Origin of the sequence: Streptomyces sp. NPDC058257 (assembly GCF_042881845.1) — a bacterium.
Classification (GTDB): Bacteria; Actinomycetota; Actinomycetes; order Streptomycetales; family Streptomycetaceae; genus Streptomyces.
Genome location: NZ_JBHVXJ010000006.1, coordinates 325737 through 344588, shown reverse-complemented (window position 1 = coordinate 344588; position 18852 = coordinate 325737). Strand labels below are relative to the sequence as shown.

Here is an 18852-nt window from a genome sequence, read left to right as displayed (position 1 = left end):
CGGAGCGCTGGAGGCGCAGCGTGTGCCGAATGCGCCGGTAATCGGGAGCCGACTGGCGCACCACTTTGTCACCCGGGAAGAGACCTTCACCCTTCCGGACAGGAACGAATCCGATGCCGAGCTCGACCGCCGCGGCACCGCCCAGCGCCCAGCAGGAATCCCCGCGACTCGATCCCGCAGACTGCTGTGACCCCCTCATCCCGGAACGGTTCCACCAGACCTGCGACCACTGCGGCCAGCGCCTTGGCGTCCCGGAAGATCGCCCACACATCGGCGTGCCCGCCGACCCATCGGAAGTGTTCCAGCGTCAGATCACGTGCGGTCCTAGGCATGCGCGCGACCGCGCACCGGCTACCCCTCACCCTGGCGCCCCATCTACGCTCAGATCAGGCAGACCTCGCTTCACCGCCTCGGCGTTCGTCCCCTGGAACACCGGGGTGAACACCCCAGTACCCCGCCACTGCCGAACCCGCGCCCGCGGGTTCTCCGGGTACGGCCCGTACTCACCGACCGGCAGGAACGGGGAGATGAACTCCCACTCGGCATCCGAAAACTGAGAGCCTCCCCCCCCCAGGTCGGGGACCGACGAGATCACAACCCCACACATTAATGCGTGTCGACGGTGTCGAGGGACTCAAGGATGCCCGTCAGCGCCGCGGAGAAGCGGTCGAGGGTGTCCTCCCGCAGCGAGACGAAGCAGCGGGTGCCCTCGAAGCGGTGGAGAGTCAGACCCGCTTCTCGCAGGATCCGCATGTGGTGGCTCACCGTGGATGGCCCGAGGCTCACGGAAAAGTCCTCACGCTGGTGCTCGGCGTGGTCCGCCAGTACGGCGACGATCGCGAGCCGGGCCGGATCCCCCAGGGCAGAGAGCAGCCTTGCAAGTTGAACGTCCCCGAGGTCGGGGTGATGCGGACTCTTCGGCATGGGGGCAAGACTACTATTTCGAAGTTCTACATTGTTCGATGTATCCTTCCTGGCGTCACATCGATCAAGGAGGTCCCCATGGAGTTTCTCGTGCAGGTCGACGGTTCCCGCGTCTACACGCTGCCCACCGACGAACGCGACGATCTCATCCGCCGGGAACGGGAGCGGGGCCGTGAACTGCTGGACGAGGGAGTGATCCAGCAGTTCTGGCGGATCCCGGGCCGGCGCGGCAACGTCGGCATATGGTCTGCCGTCGACGCCGACACGCTGGAAGAGGCTCTGACCAGCCTGCCGATCTGGCCGTACGCCGACATCGAGGTCACCGCCCTGGCCACGCACCCCATGATCCGGCAACGCTGACCCGCCCGCACCGGCTGGGCGTCCGCATCGACCCCGGCGCCGGTCGCTCCTGACGGAGAACGGGCCGGGCGGCACAACTCCATACACGCCCTGGCTGACCGGCTGGTTTACACCAGTCTGGATTCATGGAGTCTCATCGGGGTTGGCATTTCTCATCGATGCCTGCCGTGACCGATGAGTTTGGTGCGGATCCGTGGTCGATACGGCTGGATATACCGGCAGGGGTGGGCCTGTGCTGGGGACGTTCCAGCGCGGGAGGAAGCAGATGGAGGATGTGATGAGCGTCGACGACTCCGACCAGGGCCACGCGATCCGGACGGGCGGGCAGGGGACGCGGGTGAGCGGCCCCAGGGTGTTGGTGGCGGGGGCGAGCATCGCGGGACCCGCGCTGGCTCACTGGCTGCGTCGGCGGGGGCTGAGGTGACCGTGGTGGAGCGGGCTCCCGAGACAGGACAACCAGGCGCCCGCAGCTATCGCGGCTGACGACGACGCCAATGCCGCTTGCCTGCCGACGCTCGGGCTGGACTCGACTTCCTGTGACCTGGATGAGCCTTGTGGTCTACCAGCCGGGGGGTGAACGGCCTGGAGGCCAGTACGCCAAAAACCGTCCCACTTCCTGGAACGGGCCACGGCGGACCATGCTGAGGTGCTGCGGGCCCGCCTCAACGCGTGAATGGTCCGGCGCTGTGCTGTCGGAGCGCAGGATCTACGCGGATCTGGCTCAGCTGCCGTCGGTGCTGTCGTAGTTGTTCAGCGCGGTGGTGAATGCCTCGATGGTGCGGCGGCGCGCGGTGAGGAAGGCGAGCCAGGTGCCGTCCGCGTAGTGGACTCGGAAACGAGCCATGAGCTGGAGGCGGGGGCGGCTCTCCACTTGGGCGACCCAGGTGCGGGGGATTTCCCAGACGGGGGTACCGTCCAGGTGCCGTACAAGGCCGACCCGCTGGTCCGTCACCCGCATCAGCAGCGCGCCGGACGTGGACGGCATGGCCGCCGCGATGCTCTGCGCACCGCCGGACTGGGCGCCGTACCGGTGCATCAGGTGGTCACCGAGCATCCCGCCGAGCTTGCCGTGCTTGACTTTGACACCTTCAGCGCTCTTCACCGGCACGACGATTCCGGAGGCGAGCAGCTGCTCACCTGGCGCCAACTGACTCAGGGCAGACCGCTGTTGCACAGATATGGCTTCCGACATGGCGACGTTTCCCCGTGATCTTCTCGACTCTGATGGGGGATCGTATCGGCCAGGGCCGCCGCTACTGACGGCGCCCCTGCCGTGCTGTCAGCCCCACCGAGCAGCAAGTCGCGGTCGGCGCCAGAGCCTGCCACCGTGTACCGCCCGGCTGGCGCAAGTTCGTGTCCGCGTCGGCTGCACCTTCCCCTGCACCGCGTACACGAGCTCCAGACCTACCCGTTCGTCCACCTCCGGTATCCCAACCAGGAGTCCATGGGCTCGAACTTCAGCTCGTTCATGACGGGCATGCGGGTCATGAACAAGGATGCCTACTGGCTCGACAACCGCATGACCAACGGGAGCAGGCCAGCCGCGACCGCGGCACGGTCGATCCTGAGACCGCAGTACTGTCCGACAGCAGCGAACACGGCTGGGGAGAGCTCTTCGTGATGCTCCTCGATGTACAGCTGTGCCTCTTCCTCAGTGGTATCGGAGCCGTCGTACGGGGAGGGGATTACCGCGCCCGCCGCGCGTAGTGCGGCGTCCAGCGCCGGCGACCACCCGGCGGTCTCTTGGAACTCTGCCTGCCGGGTCTGCCCATCGCCCGGCGTGTGAAGGATCAGAGCTGGGGCATCGTGGTGGTTCAGCGTGAGACAGATGACTTCCTCACCTGCCAGGGGCGCCATCTCGGGCGCCCTCCGGTAGCCGAGGAACCAGGTAGCGGCGACTCCGTCATGGCCGGCTGGCAGCATAGGCGGTATGAGTGAAACAACTGGTTCTGACGAGGGTGTAGTTGACGCTGTTCTGACCTCACCGCAGGAGTGGCGTGGCTTTCTGGAGCGGTACGGCGAGCGGTACTTGAAGAACTGTGCCGACGGCGACGAGTTGGTCGATCTGCTGGATGAAGATCAGCTGGACCTGCTGGATCGGGAGGGTCGGGTTGATGTGTGGTTGGGTGAAGCACCGGCTCGGAAAGAGGCTCTGGTGGCGTCCGAGGAGCGGCTCGGGGTGCGGTTCCCGCCGAGCCTAAGGGGGTTCTTTCTGGCGAGCGACGGGTGGACGCTCCTGGATGCCTGGGTGGACGGTGTTCATCCGTGCGGCCGCGTCTCATGGATGCGGGATGGCGATGCCGGCAGCAGCGTGACCGCGGTCTACGAGTCGATACCCGACAACGAGGAGTATGTGCAGCTGTTTCGCCGATCCCTCGAGATCGCCCGGGGAGAAGACTTCTGGTTGCTCGATCCGACCGACGTCGGACCGGACGGCGAGTGGGCCGCCTACGATTTCGCCCCGAAGTACGGCACCCTGACGGAGTACCCCAGCTTCTCGGCGCTGTTTCAATCCGAGTACGAGGACTTGGCCTAGGTTCCGTCGCCAGAGGTCACGCCCGCATCAGGAGTGATGCGAGGGTGACATCGGCGTCATAGGACTCGATGGTCTTGTCGTAGCGGCTGGCGATGCCGTGCCATCGCTTAAGCGGTTGAAGCGCCGTTCCACGACGTTGCGGTGCTTGTAGAGCTCGATCACGGGGCGGATGCCGCGCTGCCAGAGCAGGCGGCGGTACTTGTCGTGGTCGTAGCCGCGGTCGGCGAGAATCGCGTCAGGTCGTCGGCGCGGTCTGCCGACCCCGGCCCGCCACTGCCGGGATCTTGTCGAGCAGGGGCAGAGGTTGGGGCAGGGGCAGAGGTCGGGTGGCATCGTTGCGATTACCGCCGGTCAGGGTCGCCGCGAGCGGGATGCCCCGGCCGTCGACGATGAGGTGGTGCTTGCTGCCCGGCCGTGCGCGGTCGACGGGGCTGGGCCCGCTTTTGAGCCCCGTCGAGCGGCCCGCATGTGGGAGGAGTCGATCACCGACCGGTCCTAGGAGCTGTCTGATAATTGATCTTGTGGTGGGTCGTGGTGAGTTGACGGATGCGGCGTGGGAGCGGACAGCGCCGCTGTTGCCGGGCGTTGACGGGCGGGGTCGTCCATGGCGTGATCATCGGCAGGTGATCAATGGGGTGCTGTGGCGGTTGCGGACCGGTGCTCCGTGGCGTGACCTGCCGGAACGCAATGGGCCGTGGCAGACGGCTTACGAGCGGTTCGCTCGCTGGGAGGCGGAGGCACCTGGGTCCGCCGGTCTTGAACAAGCTGCGGGTACCCCGGCCCGGTGCCGGGCGACCTCGCTGCAGACCTGATGCGGTCATCGCAGACAAGGCGTACTCGTCCCGGGCCATCCGCCAGGGCCTGCGCAAGCGCGGGATCCAGGCCGTGATCCCCGAGCGGGCCGACCAGAAGGCCAACCGCCTGCGGCGAGGCAAGGCCGGCGGCAGACCGCCGGCCTTCGACCGCGAGCTCTACAAGAACCGCAACGTGGTCGAACGCCGCTTCAACCGCCTCAAGCGGTTCCGCACAGTGCCGACTCACCAACTGAACGGAAACGCGGAGCCGACGGCCGATGGCCGATGGCCGATGGCACGACCGGACGGGACCGACTCGGTTGCTCGCATCCCGTCGCTGCCGGCATAGACCGGCCCAGCCCGCTTGGTCGAAGGAAAGCACACGTAGTCTGTGCCTCCGGGCGGCCAGGACTTGGCTGCGCGTAGCCATGGGTGGCGTCTCGTCGCCACTGACCAAGGAGGGAATCGCACGTGAGTTCAGAACTCAAACACCCACTCACCCGGCTCGGTGAACTCACCTTCCAGGCCGACGATGAGACACTCGTCCGGGAAGTACGTGCTCTCGTCGACCCGGCGGCCACACTCCGGCTCAACGGGAAGGAGTCGGATGTCGAGGGCTACATCCGCCACGTACTAGAGCTGCGTGCGGCCATCGCGCATGGCACGATCACCGTCATCGACGAGGTTCGGGACGGCCGTGGGCTGCGCGAACTCCTCGCGGCACGCGTGGTGGTCCACATGACCGGCAAGGACGGGGTTGTTACCAAGGGTGAGTCCCATCTCGTCGGTCGCCTCGGTGACGACGGCCGCCTCGTCAGGATGGTCGAGATCGGTCGGGTCGTGACCGGCGAGGACGATCCGGTCGAGGTCTGACCGAGGCCGGAACACCCCGGGGGTACTCCTGAGCTTGCTCCGGTTTGGCGGACATCCGAGATCAGGGGTTCGTCCCCGGGAGGATGTCCATCATGGAGAGCATGGGGAAGAAGCCTCGTCGTGCTCGCTGTTCGTGCTCGCCGTTCGTTCACGCCGGAGTTCAAGGCCGAGATCGTTGAGCTGTGCCGCCGTAGCGACCGCTCGATCGGCCAGGTCGCCAAGGACTTCGACCCGATGGAGGTCCTCAAACGGGCCACGGCTTTCTTCGCGAAGGAGACCCGATGACGGTGCGCCCGTTCATCGAGGCGGAGAAGCAGGCAGGCCACAGCGTCAAACGCGTGTGCGAGCCGCTGAAGGTCTCCCGTGCCGCCTACTACGCCCGCCGCTCGGGCCCCAGTGCCCGCACCAGTGACGGTGCTGAGCTGACCGCCACGGACGACCCCGCCCGTCAACACCCGGCAACACAGTCCCAGTTCGGCAAATCGGTACCCCACTGGGTCGGTGCACGGTTCCAGTTCGCGGGTGCGCCGTCATAGTGGACCGGGGGCAGGGCATGACGCAGCAGACCGTAGGGCGATCCGGTCTCGGTGAGCCAGGATCCGGGGTCGTAGAGGTCGGCTTCGCCCTGGGCGGAGGTGGCCAGGATGTCGTGCAGCAGCCAGGAGGCCGTGCCGGCCAGGGAGAGGCGAAGATGCCGCCCGCCGCCGGTGGCCTGGCGGTCGCTCAGTGCACGTAGGACGGCGGCGGCGAGCAGGTACCCGGTTCCGTGGTCCAGCGCCTGCGCGGGCAGTACACCGGGGCGGCCGTCGGCCGTGGCCTCGATTGCGGCGATACCGCTACCGGCTTGGACCAGGCTGTCGAAGCCGCGACGCTCGGCCCACGGGCCGGACCAGCCCCAGGCGCTCAGTTGGGCGACGATCAGGCCGGGATGCCGAGCCAGGAGCGCGTCGGGGGCCAGTCCGTGCCGGTCCAGGGCGCCGGGGCGGTAGCCGGTCACCACGACGTCTGCCTCGCTGAGGAGACCCTCGAAGGTCTGCCGGTCGCCAGGGCTGGTGAGATCCAACAGTGCGGAGCGTTTGCCCAGTCCGGTGTCGGCGTGGGCATCCGCGTCTTCGGGGAGCTGCGGGGCGTCCACACGCAGCACGTCGGCGCCCAGCAGCGCCAGTGTGCGTGTGGCGACGGGGCCGGCGATGACGCGGGTCAGGTCCAGGACCCGCACCCCTTGGGCCGGCACGGGTGCGGGTGCCAGCAGCCGGGGGCTGCTCTGACCCACGCTCCGCGTCTCGACCAGAGCGGGTCCGGCCGCATCGGGTGCGGCCGCAGGGGGTCCGGCCGCAGCGGGCGCGGAAGCCACGGCCACGGCCAGGCCGCCCGCCGCATAGACGGTCTCCTGGACCTCCCGGGCCGGACGTGATGCCAGTTCCTTCGCGAGCATGCCCACCAGCGCCTGGTCATGCCCCGTGCCCGCGATGCCCAGTGCGCTGAGCAGCCGGGCACGGTGGTGCGGGTAGTTGGCGTGAGTACGCACCCATCCGTCGGCCGTCCGCCAGAACCCGGACAGCGGAGCAAAGGACGTCGGGGCCCGGCCGTCGATCCGCAGGTGGCGTTCACTGACGAACGCGGTGGCCACCGCCGCCTCGTTCACCCGCACCGCAGGCACGGGCACGCGGTTGCGCAGTGCCAGCAGTTCCGCCGCCGCCAGCGAGGACACGCCCACGCAGGCACGCGCCAGTTCCCTTACCGGCAAACGCGACGGCAGAACAGCGCCCGCTCCCTCGAAGGACACGCTCGGGACCAGTCGGCGTCGGCCCCCCAGAGCTGCCCAGGCGTGCGTGGTGGCGGCATCCTCGGTGTACGTCATCCGCTCATTGTGCGGGGCAACCCAGGATGACGCTGCCAGCGGGCCGTTGTGGTTCTACCCTCACCTTGGCTGGCGCCCTGAAGGATCCGCGTGCCGGAACGCGTAGCCGTCACCGGCCGTCACGAGCAGACCCTGATCGACCAAAGGGCGCAGCAGGGCGTCCAGTTCCCCCCGGCCTTCATCGGCCACGTCCTCCAGAAGAAGGTGTGCGACGTGGTCGTCGTCCGTCGACATCAAGCTCAGCAGACTGCGGGCGGAGGAGGGCTGCGCGCGGCCTCCGCAGGAGCAGTTCGCGCAGACTCTCCGGCGTCTGTACATCTCCGTCGGCGAGCGACCTCCTCGGCGGCGCCCAGCAGCCCGTAGCCGGCGTTGCTGACGACCACGTCGATGTGGCCCATCGCGGCCCAGGCGCGTCAGCCGTCGGCCGTATCTGGCCGGTATGTGTCAGATCGAGAGCCGCGAGCCACGGCCGGTCGCCGTGTTGCGCCTTGAGGTTGTCGGCGGTTGAGAGGTCCCGAAGTGTGCCAGCGACACGATCGCCGGTAGCGAGCAGCTTTTCCGTCATCAGGCGGGCCGAGGCCGCTGCTGATGCCAGTGATGAACCAGGTTTTCATGGGTGGTTTCCGCCCGGGGGGAAAGCGGCGGGAGGATGTCCCGCCCACGCGTGCGCCTAGCGCTTGTCGACGACGACCCCGCCGTTCAGGATCACTATGCTCAGATCGCGAAGGTTGTCGATGTCCGCAGTGGGATCAGCGTTCAGCACGAGCAGGTCGGCGCGTTTGCCGGGGGCCACCGCACCGAGGTCGGGGCGGACACACTGCCGCGACGCGCCGCTGGTGCCTGCGGCCAGCACCTGGGTGGGCGTCATCCCGGCCGCCACCATGAGCTCGGCCTCGTCCAGGGTGTTGGCTCCGAACAGGCCCCGTCCGCTGAAGGTGTCGCTGCCCAGCGCGATGTGCACGCCGGCCTCAGCGACCTTCTTGAGATTGCCACGGGCGTCCGGGTGGGCATCGTCGATCCAGAGCGTGGGCGTGTAGGTGATGCCGTGTTCGAGCATCAGGTCGATGAGCGAGTGGTCGGTGAGGGGCTCGACGGTGACACCGTGCTCCAGGCCGTCCGCCCCAGCCTCGATCGCCTCGCGTGCCGCGGCTTGCTGGGTGGTGTGGACGGTGACCCGAAGGCCCCGCTCGTGCCCGGTCTCGATACCCGCCCGAAGGAAATCGAGGGGAAGTCGTTCCAACTCGACACCACCCGGAAAGGCAGGATTCTGCCAGCGGTACTTCGGCCCGCCAGCGTGCGCGCACGCGCCTTCCGACAAGAGTTTGACCGCGTCCACCTTGCGGTCAGCGAGGTGGTGCACCAGGTCGCGGATCTGCTGCACGCTGTCGACCTCCCCCGTGAAGCGCTCGCGCGCCCAGGGGTTGCCGCTGAAGACAGTGGCGGCGGGATGCCCGTCGCGTCCGGTGATACCGCAACCGGTCGCCAGCAGTCGCGGGCCCCGCAGCTCGCCCGCGGCGATTCTCGCCCGCGTGTCCAGAATTCCGCCCGTCGGATCACCCACCGACTTGATGGTGGTGATCCCGTGGTCGAGGAACAGCCCGAGCCTTCCGGGAAGCTCATTCTCCTCGAAGGCCCGCATCGAATCCGGATCGGAGACCGCGCGCACGTCGTAGAAGTGGATATGAGTGTCGATCAGGCCCGGCATGACCCATCCTTCGGCCGCATCCACCTCCTGTCTGCCCCTGAGCGGCTCGGCCGAGACGGAAGCGATCTCTCCGCCGTTGATGGCGACGTCGTACAGACCGGCGAGCGCCTGACGGCCGTCGAAGACATGTGCGCGACTGATCACGAGGTCGTAGGTCGCGGGGCCACGAGCCTCCGTGCTCGCCATTGCTTCGGATTCCTGGGGCATCGCTCTCACTCCCGGTGCGTTCTGAGTAGGTGTTCGGGCCGCGGTACACGCGGACGGATCATGCGGCCGACCGCTGACGTCGAGAGTCAGGAGGGCCCGGAGTGCCCGGAGTGCCCGGGCTGGAAAAACTGTAACCGACCCAGTTACAGTTAAGTCGTACGTCATGACGCAGGGTGGGTATGCGTCAGCGCCTGATCAGTGATTCCTCGGTTCGTTGCCGGAGGCCAGTATCTGATGCAGCAGGCCGGCGATGGTCGTCCTGCCGAGCTGTTCCTCCAGGGCTCGTTCCGCGCTCTGGAACTCGGCGTCGAGCAGGTCACCGATGTTGCGTCCGACCTCGCACGCCCCGCTGGGCGGATGGGTGTACCGCGAGAAGATCTGCCCTTCCTCGGCGGCGGCGTACGCGTCATAGAGCGTGATGTCCCGCGGGGCGCGAGCAAGGGACCAGCCGCCTCCCCGACCCTCGGCGGACCACACCAGGTCAGCGTCTCGCAAGCGGCCGAGCACACGCCGCACGACGACTGGATTGCTCTCAAGGCTGTCCGCGATCTCCGCGGAAGTCAACGAGCCCCCACGCCGGTGCGCCAGCATCGCCAGCGCGTGAATCGCAACCGCGCTCCTACTGCTGAGCCCCGCCATCTCCTACTCCTTGCCGTCGCCGGTTGACTGCAACCACAGTAGTTGCAGTTTGATCGATGATCAACCGAGTTGCCTCAACGGGGCATAACTCGGGCAAGAGACCAAACGGGGCCACGGGATGAACTGGAAAGCTCGACTGCCGCAGTAACTGCCGGATCTACTGCGGCGGAGCCTCTGCCGTGATCATCGCGGCCTGCGGGCGGGGCATTCCGGCCGCCGGGGGAGGTCTACGCATGTACTGCGGCAGTGCCGACCATAGCCTGGGCATGCACTTTGAAGCCTCGGGGTCTACGTGGAACCTGCATGACCGTCAGCCAGGAAAGCGACGTCACTCCCGTCGGCACCTGGCGGCATCCACGGGTGTTTCGCCCCTCCCGTCGGCGAACGATCGCCCCAGTAGACGGGGCGCGTTACGGCAATCGCACCGCGGCGTCCTGGTGGAGACACGCCTTCCAGTACGGCTACGCCTACCAGCGCCTGTGTGACCTCACCGGCTCGTTCCTCGACAACAGCTGATTCACCCCGCACCGCGGCGACTGGCTGTCCGACGTCGATGCCGGGCTGACCGCCCTGGGCATCACAGCGGTGTCCCCGGAAGATTTCTGGTTCGGCTCGCTGCCCCCGCCTCCCCTGCTACGGGCAGACAGCCCGGATTGCGATGAGTGGACACACGGGGCGTGGGCCCGGGCAACGGGCAACGGGCAACGGGCAACGGGCAACCGCGTACGCGACTTGAGCGTAGCGCTCGGGCAAACCGCCGCGCAGCCACTGCGTTGAGGGCGTTCATTCGACGCGTGCGTCGTACCAGTTGAGGGTTGCCTGGCAGTCCTTGCTGTCGGTGCGCTGGGCGGAGAAGGTGAGCTGGCCGCTGTGGGCTGGTGCGGTGCCGGTGACGGACACGGGTTCGGTGCCCATGGTGGTAGCGGAGACAACCCGGCTGCCGCCCGCAGTGACGGTCCACTCAGCGGATACCGCGCACCCGTCTTCGCTATCGATGTCGATGGTCCCCCGAGGCTTCTGGCTTGCGTCGGAGATATCGAGCCAGAAGGTTGCACTGATCGCCTCACCCGATGGGATCTCCAACGACAAGTAGGCCGGAGAACAACCCGTCTCAAGGTTGCACCATTTACTGTGCTCCGAAGGCCGGTCACCCTTGGCGTAGTCCATTCCCGGCATCCAGTCGTAGGAACTGTTGAGCCACATCGGCAGGACCACGCAGACTCCCACGCCGACTGTCCACAGCATGCCCTGCTGCCATCGGGTGTAGCGGTGGGAGGCGATGCGGGAGATCGTCTTCGGGAGGGTCAGCACCAGCACGTCACCCGCAGTGTCCTCGGCGGCCTCCGTAGCATTCCGGGCGCCTCCTGCCAGAGCAGGAGATCCTGCTGGCGCTTCCGCATGCAGCGCCTCCACCTGCCGGCGCAGCACCGCGACTTCATGTTCCAGCGGGGCGAGAGTCTCCCGCAGGCCCGTACTCCGGCGCTCGCTCTCCCCCAGCTGCCGCTCGGTGTTCTTGACGTAGTCGGCGGCCGCGGTGAGCTGACGTCGCAGCCAGGCGTTCTCCTCGTGAAGTGCCTCTGTGCGAGCAGCAGTTCGACGGGCTTCGTCCAGTTCTTCCCGGAGGGCCTGGAGGCGGGCCTGTGAGGTCTCGATGCGGCGACGGTCGCTACCGGCCCGCGCTTCGGCCTCCAGCAGTCGCTCGCGGACGGCGCCCAGCTCATGTTCCAGGAAGGCGAGACGGTGATGAGGATTGCTGCTCGCCTCCATCACCGCAATCCATAACGCGCGCAGCTGCCTCTGCTCGGCCTCGGTCAGGGGCGCGTCCACGGCCCGCCGTGCCACGCCCAGGCAGTCGATGAACTGCGGGGGCGCCACCCGGTCGCCGGACAGGAAACGCGACACGGACGTGTAGTCGAAGGGCACGTCCGTCCGGCGCGCGAACGCCCGCAAGGAGTCCGGAATCGGCTGGTAGACGGCACGCAGGCCCTCGGCGTAGGCAGCACCCGCCCGCTGGTACCGGCCGTCAGCGGCATCAGCGTCCACCCGTCCCCCGTCTCCTGGGTCCCGCGCACCCCGTTGACGCGAGGCTGCCTCGAAGGCGTACCAGTCTTCCCACCCGGAGCTATTACACAAAATCGGCCATGGAAAGAAGTCGGGGAAAGGTACGTGTTGCAACCTTCCGCAACACTCTGACCTGCAGGAACGGTGGTCACGTCAGCCATCCGCAAGCACGAGGGGACGCCACCAACTGATGCACTTCGACCACCTGGAGGACTTCCTCCTGCACGACCTCGCCGGCAACGTCTCCTCCGCTCTCCTGACCGCCGCAGCCATCGCCGTGGCCCGCAAAGTCCGCACCGCCTACCGGCAGCGCCGCACGCAGCACAACGCCGGATGCACACAAGGCTTGGCAGGGCCGTTCATCGGCCGTACCAACGGCGCCAGGAGAGAACAGCGGGGACGGCGAGCGCCACGGCCTCGCGGCCGAGGACGTTGACGTGTCACTCCCCAGCCACCGTGGTGATCTATCCAGGTCGCGCCGCCGCCATCACCCGCACCGCCGCCCTGCTCACCGCCCCCGTCGCCCTCGCCCTCCCGGTCGCCACCGCCCAAGCCGCACCCGCCGTCAGAACCGATGCGGCACCCAGAGCAACTGCGAGCTGACCGGGAGCCGCTGGTATTCCGAGTACGACGACCAGTACGTCGATGGCCCCTCCGGGCTCGACACCGACCACCGCATCCTCCCTCGCAGAGGCCTGGGACAGCGGTGCCGAGGACTGGACCGCGGCGGAGCGTCAGGCCTACGCCAACGACCTCCGCGACGAGCGGGCGTTGATCGCCGTCACCGCGAAGTTCCAACCGCAGCGAGTCCGGCCAGGCCCCTCGATCTGGATGCCTCCGGCCGACGGCAACCGATGCGACTACGTGAGCCAGTGGGTCGCCATCAAGACCGGCCAACCATACGAAGGGCTCCCCTAGTCCCGAGGGAGAACGTAGGTCACGTTGAGCGGTGCTGCCATCAGGAGGACACGGCCAAGGCCAACGAGGCGACGGCCGTGGCGAGGTAGAAACCAGGAAACGCGAGGTTGTAGAGCACGCGGGCGCGCAGATGGAAGGTGAGGGCGCCTAGGTAGAGCACGACGAGACCGCAGGCCGCGGCGGCACCGAGGGGGCGTAGTGCCGTGTCGAGGAGGCCGAGGAGGAGGCCCGCCGCACCAGCCAGCTTGAGGGCGGCCAGCCAGGGCAGCCAGGATCGGGGCACACCCACCTGCGCCGAGTTGGCCAGCACGAAGCGCGCCCCGGCGAGGTCGGCTGCGGCGATGCCGACGTTGACAGCGGCGGTGAACGAGGTGACGACGAGGAATGCGAACTGGGTACCGGTCATGCCTTCAGGGTCCGCGGGCGCTTCGGCACCGTCCAGTACCGGCTTCTACGACCTGGTGGCATGGACGTGGACACGCGCCTGCTTCGGTACTTCGCCGCAGTGGCGGAGGAGGGCACCCCGTCCGGGTCGGCGCCGTCACCGGCCGGCCCGACGAGTGGTTCGGAGCTGAGGAAGACGCCGAGCGCGAAGAGTCCGCGGCGAACAGGGCGAAGCACCACAACAGCCAGGTGGACCCGCCGAGCGGCCCGCGACTGGAACACCTACGTGGCCACGCGCACCTGACCCACCTGCGCGGTACCGAAAGGACGATCACGCACGGAACTCAGGGCCGGACGGTGTTCTTGCCGTGATCTAATCCCAGCGGCCATCGGAAGAAGGGTGATTCGTGTCTACACGTGATGCGCGTGGGAGCGTAACGACGGCGGGCCAGCGAGATCAGGCTTCTCCCGGATTATGGGGCAATCGCAACTACCGGATTTTTTTGGGTATTCAGACCCTTTCGGCGCTCGGTGATTCCTTCTCCTACGTGGCGATCCCGCTCCTGGTCTTGCACAGCACGGGTTCGGTTGTGCAGATGGGCCTGGTCACCGCCCTGACCGGGGTGGCCTCGATCCTCACGGGGTTGTTCGCCGGGGTGGTCGTGGACCGTGTCGACCGGCGTCGGCTCCTCATGGTGGCCGACTGGGCGCGTTGCCTGCTGTTCGCTCTGATCCCGCTGGTCTGGCTCTTCACCACGCCGATGTGGCTGCTCTACGCGGTTGTCCCGGCCGCAGGCGTGTTCATGATGCTCTTCAGGGTGGCGTATGTGACGGTAGTCCCGGCCATCGTCGAGCCCGATCAGATCACCAAAGCCAACGGGCATCTGTTCGGCACGTACGCGGCCGCCAGTGCCGGGGGCCCGGCGTTGGTGGGCTTCGTCGCCTCTGCCCTCGGCCCGGCTGCGGCCATCGGCATCGACTCCGCCACCTTCGCCTTCTCCGCCATCGGCATTCTCTTCGTGACGATCCGTCCGACCCGGCAGGCCTCTGCACGGAGCGTGGGCGACCGGGCGGGTGTGCGGGACGAATTCCTCGTCGGCGTGCGGTTCTTGTGGGCCCACCCCGTGCTGCGTCCGTTGACAGTGCTGCTCTCGCTGCTGACCTTCCTCACCTACGGGCTCACCGACCTCATCATATTCCTCGTCCGAGAGGACCTGGGGCACCCGGACAGCACCGTCGGCTTCGTCCTGAGCGCCGGCACGCTGGGCACCTGTCTGGCATCGTTCGCCGTCGCGCCAGTGCACCAGCGGCTCGGATTCGGTGCCAGCTGGATCGGAGCCTTCACACTGTGCGGAACCGCCGTTCTGTGCCTGGGACTGTCACACAACGTCCTGGTGGTCGGCCTGCTGGCCGCCGTCATACTGTTCGGCACCAGCATCGCGGGCACCTGTTCCATGTCGCTGCGCCAGGAGGTGACCCCCGGTCATCTGCTGGGAAGAGTTACTGCCGCGTTCTGGACGACCCACTCCGCACTCGGCCCGCTGGGGGCTGCCGCAGTCACGGCCGCGGCCGCTGGGGTCGGTGTCACCGCAACGTGCCTGGGAATCGGCGTCAGCGTGGTGTGCATCGCCCTGACCGCGATACTGACGGGAATCGGGCAGAGCCGCCCGGATCGCCCGGCCGTGCAGGACGCGTGACACGCGCCCTGGAACCCGTGTCCGCCGTGCAAGATCTGCAAGGCGATGAACGCCCCGGGCGGAGGTCCTCTCCCCCTCGTGCGAGGTCACAATGGCGGCTCCCAGCTCCCCTCTCCCCCGTTCGACGGTGATGTGCGCCGGCCGGGCCACGAGGACGGGGCCGGCGCGATGACCACCGCGCGGGCGCCGTGCCGCGATGGCAGGTCGGCCGCGCACGGGCCACGCTCAGCAGGCTCAGCGGGAACGGGCCGGACAGCGGCGGATCGCCACCGGCGGGGGTCACCAGTCATGGACGTCCTCCGCCGCCGCACAGCGGCGTGACTCGCCACGTGCTCGTTCCAGGTCGGCCTCGACCATCATCCGTATCAGTTGCTCGAAGCCGACCTCGGGTTCCCAGCCCAGTTCGGTACGGGCCTTCTTCGGGTTGGCGCACAGCAGATCCACCTCGGCGGGGCGGGTCAGGCGGGTGTCGCTGACGACATACGCCTGCCAGTCCAGGCCCACCGTCTCGAAGGCGACGCGAACCGCGTCTCGCACGGAGTGCATGTGCCCGGTGCCCACGACGTAGTCGCCGGGCTCCGGCTGGGCGAGCATCAGGCGCATGGCGCGTACGTAGTCCCCCGCGAAGCCCCAGTCCCGCACTGCGTCGAGGTTGCCCAGGCGCAGCTCGTGCTGGAGCCCCAGGCTGATCCGGGCTGCCGCCCGGGAGATCTTACGGGTCACGAACTCCCGGCCGCGCCGCGGGGATTCGTGGTTGAAGAGGATCCCGGAGGCGGCGAACATACCGAAGGACTCACGGTAGTTACGGGTGATGAGGTGCCCGTACGTCTTGGCGACGCCGTACGGGCTGCGGGGCCACGGCGCGGTGTTCTCGTCCTGGGGCACCTCGGAGACCTTGCCGAAGATCTCGGACGACGACGCCTGGTAGAAGCGGATGGTGCCAGGCGAGACGACACCGGATCTGCCGAGGCCGCTGACGATACGGATGGCCTCGAGCATCCGCAGCACGCCCATTCCCGTGACCTCGCCCGTGAGTTCGGACTGCTGCCACGAGATGGGGACGTAGGAGATCGCGGCGAGGTTGTAGACCTCGTCGGGCCGGACGCGGTCGACGGCGGCGACGAGACTGCTCTGGTCGAGCAGGTCCCCCTCGACGAACCGCAGGTCGGCGGCGAGCCGCTCGATGCGGCGGCGGTGCGGGTTGGCCTGGCCGCGCAGCAGCCCCCACACCTCGTATCCGCACTCCAGGAGGTGCTGGGCGAGGTAGGAGCCGTCCTGGCCGGTGACACCGGTGATCAGTGCGCGTTTCATGGTCGGGCCCCTTCCCTCGGCCGGGCGGTGCCCGGGTGCCGCCCCTCGGCGCGGGGCAGCGGGGAGCGCCGCCAGTCCGTCGCGGTGAGCGTCGTGATCAGCTCTGCCGCCTCGGCGAGTCCGGGCACGCTGCCGAGGCACCCGGGGTGGGCGGCGGGTGGTCCGCCGCGGCCGCTGCGTACGTGCAGCGACCAACAGCCCGCCGCCGCAGCCGCCATCAAGTCGGTGTCGTGATCTCCGACGAGCAGCGCCCGGGCCGGGAGTGTCTGGAGCCGTTCCAGCACGCCGGTGAGGAGTCCCGGGCGTGGTTTGCGGCAGGAGCAGCCAACCGCAGACGGATGCGGGCAGTGCAGGATCACCGGGCGTGGCACGCCGACCGCCGCCAGGTCCGCGGCCATGCGGTCGTGGATGCGGTCGAGTTCATGCGCGGTGAGCAGGCCGTGGCCGACGGCCGCTTGGTTCGTGACGACGGCCAGACGCAGGCCCAGGCCGGTCAGTCGGGCGCAGGCGTCGAGCGCGCCGGGCAGCCACCGCCACTGCTCGGCGCGGGTCACGTAGTCGGGACGGTTGACGTTGAGGACGCCGTCGCGGTCGAGGAGGACGGCCTGCAGCTGTGGCGTCCGCTCCGTCGGGTTCAGTCGGGGGTCAGCCATGATGCTGCCCGAGGGAGGCGGAGGAGCCGTGCCGGTGCACCGGCGCCTCGGGGCCGGGCGGCGCCAATGAGGCGGGCGGCTCGGGCGGGCCCTCGGCGATGAGTTCGCGCACCGTGTTGCGCACGGCCTGCGCCGAGGTGAGGCGGGGCTGCCAGCCGAGGCCGAGGAGTCGGCTCGGCCGCACCCGCAGCGTGGGGATGTCTCCGCTCCAGCCGCGCTGTCCGGCGCCGAACGTGATCTCCCCGTCTGCACCGGGGAATTCGGCGACGGCGATACGGGCGACGTCGGCGGCCGAGGTGGCGTCGGTGTTGCACACGTCGAACGGCTCGAACGCCTCCCAGGCGGCGGAGCGCGCGTCCCCGGACGCTTCCGCGAGCGTCGTCATCGCGGACGCGCAGTCGGTTGCGTACAGATAGCTGCGGGTCTGGCTGCCGTCGCCGAGGACCGTGAGTTGGGCCGGGTCCTCGCGCAGTCGGCTGACGAAGTCGTAGGTGATGCCACGCCGCATACCCGCGCCCACGATGTTGGAGAGCCGGGCAGACACGGCGCGCAAACCCGTCTCGTGTGCGGCGGCGCTCAGAAAGGCCTCGGCGGCCGCTTTGCCCGCGCCGAATCGGGTGGTGGGACGCGGCGGGCGCTCGGCCTGCGGCGTGTCGTACGCGGCCCGGTCGCCGTAGACGAGCTGGCTGGAGGTCATCACCACGCACTGCGGCGGGTGTTCGGTGAGGGCGTCGAGGAGTGCCACGGTGCCCGCGACCGTAGTGTCCAGGTCGGCCCGGCCTGACCGGTCCGCGCGATTCTCGGTGTTGGCCCCCAGGTGGAAGACCCAGCGTGCGTCTTCGGTGAGCTGCCGCAGGGTGCGAGTGTCGCGCAGGTCGGCCTCGTGGTAACGCAGGCCCGGGTGCGGGGCGGCGGCGCGCAGCCGGTGTGCCGACGGCCACGGAACGACGTCCACCGCGGTCACCCGGTGGCCCGCGGAGAGCAGTCTGGCCACCAGGTGCGATCCGATGAACCCGGCGGCTCCGGTGACCACGGCGTGCGGTGTGTCGCCAGGGGTGTCCTGCGCTGTGTCGCCGGGAGTGTCCTCTGGTGTGCTCATGTCTGTTCCGGCCTACCTTCCGTGGCTGGTGGGGTGGCGGGTGGGATAGCTCATCGGCAGGCGCACCATGGGGAGCGGCCTGACCCACGGGCGAACTAGTCGACGGTGTCGAGGAGTTGGGAAAGCTTCCGGATGCGGACGTAGCGCGCGTCGTCGGGGTAGATACCGAGGGGGTCGTAGAGGATCGTGGAGGGAAGGTGGCGCGGGGCGCCGTCGAGGGTGTCGCCGACGTAGCGGCACTGCTCCAGGGGGCGGCCCAGGGCGACGGCGGCCATCCGGAAAATCCTCGGGTCGGGTTTGGCGATGCCGACGGCACACGAGTCCAGGACGCCGTCGAGGCGGTCGAGCAGCCCTGCCCCGGCGAGTTCGGCGTGTGCGTGGCCGTCGGCGTTGCTGACGACGTAGCGCTGTACGCGGCTCGACAGCGCGTCAAGGAACGGCACGGCCTCGGGGTTGACGACGCTCCACAGCACCGTGTCGTCCACTTCACGCCGCACCGTGCGCCACAGTGCTTCGGCGGCGTCGGGCGGACAGTGGGCGTGTGCGGCCCACAGGTGGGCGAAGGGGCGCGGCCCGGTGGCCGGCGCGTCCTCCAGGTCCTGGTCGCGGGCGGCGAGAGATACGGCGTGCCGTGCGGTGATGGCGTCGAGGCGCAGCCCGAGGTGTCTGCCGTAGTGGGCGAGCACCTCTCCGTCGAGCAGGATCAGCACTCCCCCGGAGTCCAGGAGCAGCGCCGGGGGGCGCGTGCCAGTTCGGGCGGGCGTGCTCTGCCGGGCGGGCTCGGGCTGCCGGGCGAAGGTACGGGACTGGGCGGTGCTCATGGTTACTCC

The 18852-nt window shown here is 68.6% G+C and carries 22 protein-coding genes and 3 pseudogenes; 11 read left to right on the top strand and 14 right to left on the bottom strand.

All coding sequences use genetic code 11. The features are described from left to right. Positions 1-606 precede the first annotated feature (606 nt). Entirely contained in the window at positions 607-924 is a 318-nt protein-coding gene (locus ACFVXC_RS18325) for an ArsR/SmtB family transcription factor (protein WP_389906441.1), read from the bottom strand. Between the two features lie 78 nt (positions 925-1002). Here ACFVXC_RS18325 and ACFVXC_RS18320 point away from each other — a divergent pair, with 78 nt between their 5' ends. Further along, a complete protein-coding gene (locus tag ACFVXC_RS18320; protein WP_389906440.1) occupies positions 1003-1284 on the top strand; it encodes a muconolactone Delta-isomerase in 282 nt (93 codons plus the stop codon). A 277-nt stretch (positions 1285-1561) separates the two neighbouring features. Then, positions 1562-1725 (top strand): annotated as a pseudogene (locus ACFVXC_RS18315) (FAD-dependent oxidoreductase); the annotation flags it as partial. A gap of 280 nt (positions 1726-2005) precedes the next feature. Here ACFVXC_RS18315 and ACFVXC_RS18310 read toward each other — a convergent pair. Further along, positions 2006-2476, bottom strand: coding sequence for a hypothetical protein (locus tag ACFVXC_RS18310; RefSeq protein ID WP_389906439.1), 471 nt, complete (start codon positions 2474-2476; stop codon positions 2006-2008). Between the two features lie 308 nt (positions 2477-2784). Beyond that, positions 2785-3141, bottom strand: coding sequence for a hypothetical protein (locus tag ACFVXC_RS18305; RefSeq protein ID WP_389906438.1), 357 nt, complete (start codon positions 3139-3141; stop codon positions 2785-2787). A gap of 73 nt (positions 3142-3214) precedes the next feature. Here ACFVXC_RS18305 and ACFVXC_RS18300 point away from each other — a divergent pair, with 73 nt between their 5' ends. Further along, the gene (locus tag ACFVXC_RS18300) at positions 3215-3820 is read left to right on the top strand and encodes an SMI1/KNR4 family protein (protein ID WP_389906437.1); all 606 of its coding nucleotides are present in this window, start codon (positions 3215-3217) and stop codon (positions 3818-3820) included. Between the two features lie 117 nt (positions 3821-3937). Here ACFVXC_RS18300 and ACFVXC_RS18295 read toward each other — a convergent pair. Beyond that, positions 3938-4315 (bottom strand): annotated as a pseudogene (locus tag ACFVXC_RS18295) (transposase); the annotation flags it as partial. A gap of 26 nt (positions 4316-4341) precedes the next feature. Between ACFVXC_RS18295 and ACFVXC_RS18290 the strand changes: the two are divergent. The 3 genes and pseudogenes from ACFVXC_RS18290 to ACFVXC_RS18280 form a co-directional block, all read left to right on the top strand. Continuing rightward, positions 4342-4858: pseudogene (locus ACFVXC_RS18290) on the top strand (transposase); the annotation flags it as partial. Positions 4859-5085: 227 nt separating this feature from the next. After that, positions 5086-5487 (top strand): hypothetical protein, encoded by a 402-nt coding sequence (locus tag ACFVXC_RS18285; protein WP_389906436.1) that lies wholly within the window; start codon positions 5086-5088, stop codon positions 5485-5487. Positions 5488-5607: 120 nt separating this feature from the next. Next, positions 5608-5772 (top strand): transposase, encoded by a 165-nt coding sequence (locus ACFVXC_RS18280; RefSeq protein ID WP_389906435.1) that lies wholly within the window; start codon positions 5608-5610, stop codon positions 5770-5772. A gap of 163 nt (positions 5773-5935) precedes the next feature. Here ACFVXC_RS18280 and ACFVXC_RS18275 read toward each other — a convergent pair whose 3' ends face one another. From ACFVXC_RS18275 to ACFVXC_RS18260, 4 genes are all read right to left on the bottom strand, one after another. Further along, positions 5936-7198, bottom strand: a complete 1263-nt coding sequence (locus ACFVXC_RS18275) for a CoA transferase (protein WP_389906478.1) — start codon at positions 7196-7198, stop codon at positions 5936-5938. Positions 7199-7408: 210 nt separating this feature from the next. After that, a complete protein-coding gene (locus ACFVXC_RS18270) occupies positions 7409-7582 on the bottom strand; it encodes a hypothetical protein (protein ID WP_389906434.1) in 174 nt (57 codons plus the stop codon). Between the two features lie 436 nt (positions 7583-8018). Continuing rightward, positions 8019-9260: an amidohydrolase family protein gene (locus tag ACFVXC_RS18265; protein ID WP_389906433.1), complete on the bottom strand. Its 1242-nt coding sequence runs from the start codon at positions 9258-9260 to the stop codon at positions 8019-8021. Positions 9261-9455: 195 nt separating this feature from the next. Further along, entirely contained in the window at positions 9456-9899 is a 444-nt protein-coding gene (locus ACFVXC_RS18260; protein ID WP_389906432.1) for an Rrf2 family transcriptional regulator, read from the bottom strand. Positions 9900-10202: 303 nt separating this feature from the next. Between ACFVXC_RS18260 and ACFVXC_RS18255 the strand changes: the two genes are divergently transcribed. Continuing rightward, positions 10203-10415, top strand: coding sequence for a hypothetical protein (locus tag ACFVXC_RS18255; RefSeq protein WP_389906431.1), 213 nt, complete (start codon positions 10203-10205; stop codon positions 10413-10415). A 267-nt stretch (positions 10416-10682) separates the two neighbouring features. Here the strand turns inward: ACFVXC_RS18255 and ACFVXC_RS18250 are convergent, their stop codons facing one another. After that, a complete protein-coding gene (locus tag ACFVXC_RS18250) occupies positions 10683-11942 on the bottom strand; it encodes a hypothetical protein (RefSeq protein WP_389906430.1) in 1260 nt (419 codons plus the stop codon). Between the two features lie 208 nt (positions 11943-12150). Here ACFVXC_RS18250 and ACFVXC_RS18245 point away from each other — a divergent pair, with 208 nt between their 5' ends. The 3 genes from ACFVXC_RS18245 to ACFVXC_RS18235 are packed head-to-tail and all read left to right on the top strand — an operon-like array spanning position 12151 to position 12878. Next, complete coding sequence (locus ACFVXC_RS18245) at positions 12151-12396, top strand: hypothetical protein (RefSeq protein ID WP_389906429.1); 246 nt, start codon at positions 12151-12153, stop codon at positions 12394-12396. Between the two features lie 20 nt (positions 12397-12416). Next, a complete protein-coding gene (locus tag ACFVXC_RS18240) occupies positions 12417-12563 on the top strand; it encodes a hypothetical protein (RefSeq protein WP_389906428.1) in 147 nt (48 codons plus the stop codon). 42 nt (positions 12564-12605) lie between these two features. Then, entirely contained in the window at positions 12606-12878 is a 273-nt protein-coding gene (locus ACFVXC_RS18235) for a hypothetical protein (RefSeq protein ID WP_389906427.1), read from the top strand. Positions 12879-12918: 40 nt separating this feature from the next. Here ACFVXC_RS18235 and ACFVXC_RS18230 read toward each other — a convergent pair whose 3' ends face one another. Further along, positions 12919-13284 (bottom strand): DoxX family protein, encoded by a 366-nt coding sequence (locus ACFVXC_RS18230; protein ID WP_389906426.1) that lies wholly within the window; start codon positions 13282-13284, stop codon positions 12919-12921. Positions 13285-13669: 385 nt separating this feature from the next. Between ACFVXC_RS18230 and ACFVXC_RS18225 the strand changes: the two genes are divergently transcribed. Further along, positions 13670-14959: an MFS transporter gene (locus ACFVXC_RS18225; RefSeq protein WP_389906425.1), complete on the top strand. Its 1290-nt coding sequence runs from the start codon at positions 13670-13672 to the stop codon at positions 14957-14959. Between the two features lie 279 nt (positions 14960-15238). Here the strand turns inward: ACFVXC_RS18225 and ACFVXC_RS18220 are convergent, their stop codons facing one another. The 4 genes from ACFVXC_RS18220 to ACFVXC_RS18205 all read right to left on the bottom strand — a co-directional run bounded on the left by ACFVXC_RS18220 (position 15239) and on the right by ACFVXC_RS18205 (position 18843). Next, positions 15239-16270 (bottom strand): GDP-mannose 4,6-dehydratase, encoded by a 1032-nt coding sequence (locus ACFVXC_RS18220; RefSeq protein WP_389906424.1) that lies wholly within the window; start codon positions 16268-16270, stop codon positions 15239-15241. Continuing rightward, a complete protein-coding gene (locus ACFVXC_RS18215) occupies positions 16267-16923 on the bottom strand; it encodes a D-glycero-alpha-D-manno-heptose-1,7-bisphosphate 7-phosphatase (RefSeq protein WP_389906423.1) in 657 nt (218 codons plus the stop codon). The genes ACFVXC_RS18220 and ACFVXC_RS18215 overlap by 4 nt, the downstream gene beginning before the upstream one ends. Then, the gene (locus ACFVXC_RS18210) at positions 16916-18022 is read right to left on the bottom strand and encodes an NAD-dependent epimerase/dehydratase family protein (protein WP_389906422.1); all 1107 of its coding nucleotides are present in this window, start codon (positions 18020-18022) and stop codon (positions 16916-16918) included. Before ACFVXC_RS18210 ends, ACFVXC_RS18215 begins: the two co-directional genes overlap by 8 nt. Before the next feature lie 95 nt (positions 18023-18117). Continuing rightward, on the bottom strand, positions 18118-18843 hold the full coding sequence (locus tag ACFVXC_RS18205; RefSeq protein ID WP_389906421.1) for an HAD family hydrolase: 726 nt from the start codon (positions 18841-18843) through the stop codon (positions 18118-18120). Positions 18844-18852: the final 9 nt, after the last annotated feature.

Excerpts from the sequence above, each read along its gene's own strand:
- ACFVXC_RS18215 (WP_389906423.1), bottom strand. The coding sequence starts at position 16,923 with ATGGCTGACCCCCGACTGAACCCGACGGAGCGGACGCCACAGCTGCAG.
- ACFVXC_RS18325 (WP_389906441.1), bottom strand. The coding sequence starts at position 924 with ATGCCGAAGAGTCCGCATCACCCCGACCTCGGGGACGTTCAACTTGCA.
- ACFVXC_RS18255 (WP_389906431.1), top strand. The coding sequence starts at position 10,203 with ATGACCGTCAGCCAGGAAAGCGACGTCACTCCCGTCGGCACCTGGCGG.
- ACFVXC_RS18210 (WP_389906422.1), bottom strand. The coding sequence starts at position 18,022 with ATGAGCACACCAGAGGACACTCCCGGCGACACAGCGCAGGACACCCCT.
- ACFVXC_RS18205 (WP_389906421.1), bottom strand. The coding sequence starts at position 18,843 with ATGAGCACCGCCCAGTCCCGTACCTTCGCCCGGCAGCCCGAGCCCGCC.
- ACFVXC_RS18235 (WP_389906427.1), top strand. The coding sequence starts at position 12,606 with ATGGCCCCTCCGGGCTCGACACCGACCACCGCATCCTCCCTCGCAGAG.
- ACFVXC_RS18320 (WP_389906440.1), top strand. The coding sequence starts at position 1,003 with ATGGAGTTTCTCGTGCAGGTCGACGGTTCCCGCGTCTACACGCTGCCC.
- ACFVXC_RS18270 (WP_389906434.1), bottom strand. The coding sequence starts at position 7,582 with ATGTCGACGGACGACGACCACGTCGCACACCTTCTTCTGGAGGACGTG.
- ACFVXC_RS18230 (WP_389906426.1), bottom strand. The coding sequence starts at position 13,284 with ATGACCGGTACCCAGTTCGCATTCCTCGTCGTCACCTCGTTCACCGCC.
- ACFVXC_RS18265 (WP_389906433.1), bottom strand. The coding sequence starts at position 9,260 with ATGCCCCAGGAATCCGAAGCAATGGCGAGCACGGAGGCTCGTGGCCCC.
- ACFVXC_RS18310 (WP_389906439.1), bottom strand. The coding sequence starts at position 2,476 with ATGTCGGAAGCCATATCTGTGCAACAGCGGTCTGCCCTGAGTCAGTTG.
- ACFVXC_RS18300 (WP_389906437.1), top strand. The coding sequence starts at position 3,215 with ATGAGTGAAACAACTGGTTCTGACGAGGGTGTAGTTGACGCTGTTCTG.
- ACFVXC_RS18305 (WP_389906438.1), bottom strand. The coding sequence starts at position 3,141 with ATGGCGCCCCTGGCAGGTGAGGAAGTCATCTGTCTCACGCTGAACCAC.
- ACFVXC_RS18220 (WP_389906424.1), bottom strand. The coding sequence starts at position 16,270 with ATGAAACGCGCACTGATCACCGGTGTCACCGGCCAGGACGGCTCCTAC.
- ACFVXC_RS18260 (WP_389906432.1), bottom strand. The coding sequence starts at position 9,899 with ATGGCGGGGCTCAGCAGTAGGAGCGCGGTTGCGATTCACGCGCTGGCG.
- ACFVXC_RS18245 (WP_389906429.1), top strand. The coding sequence starts at position 12,151 with ATGCACTTCGACCACCTGGAGGACTTCCTCCTGCACGACCTCGCCGGC.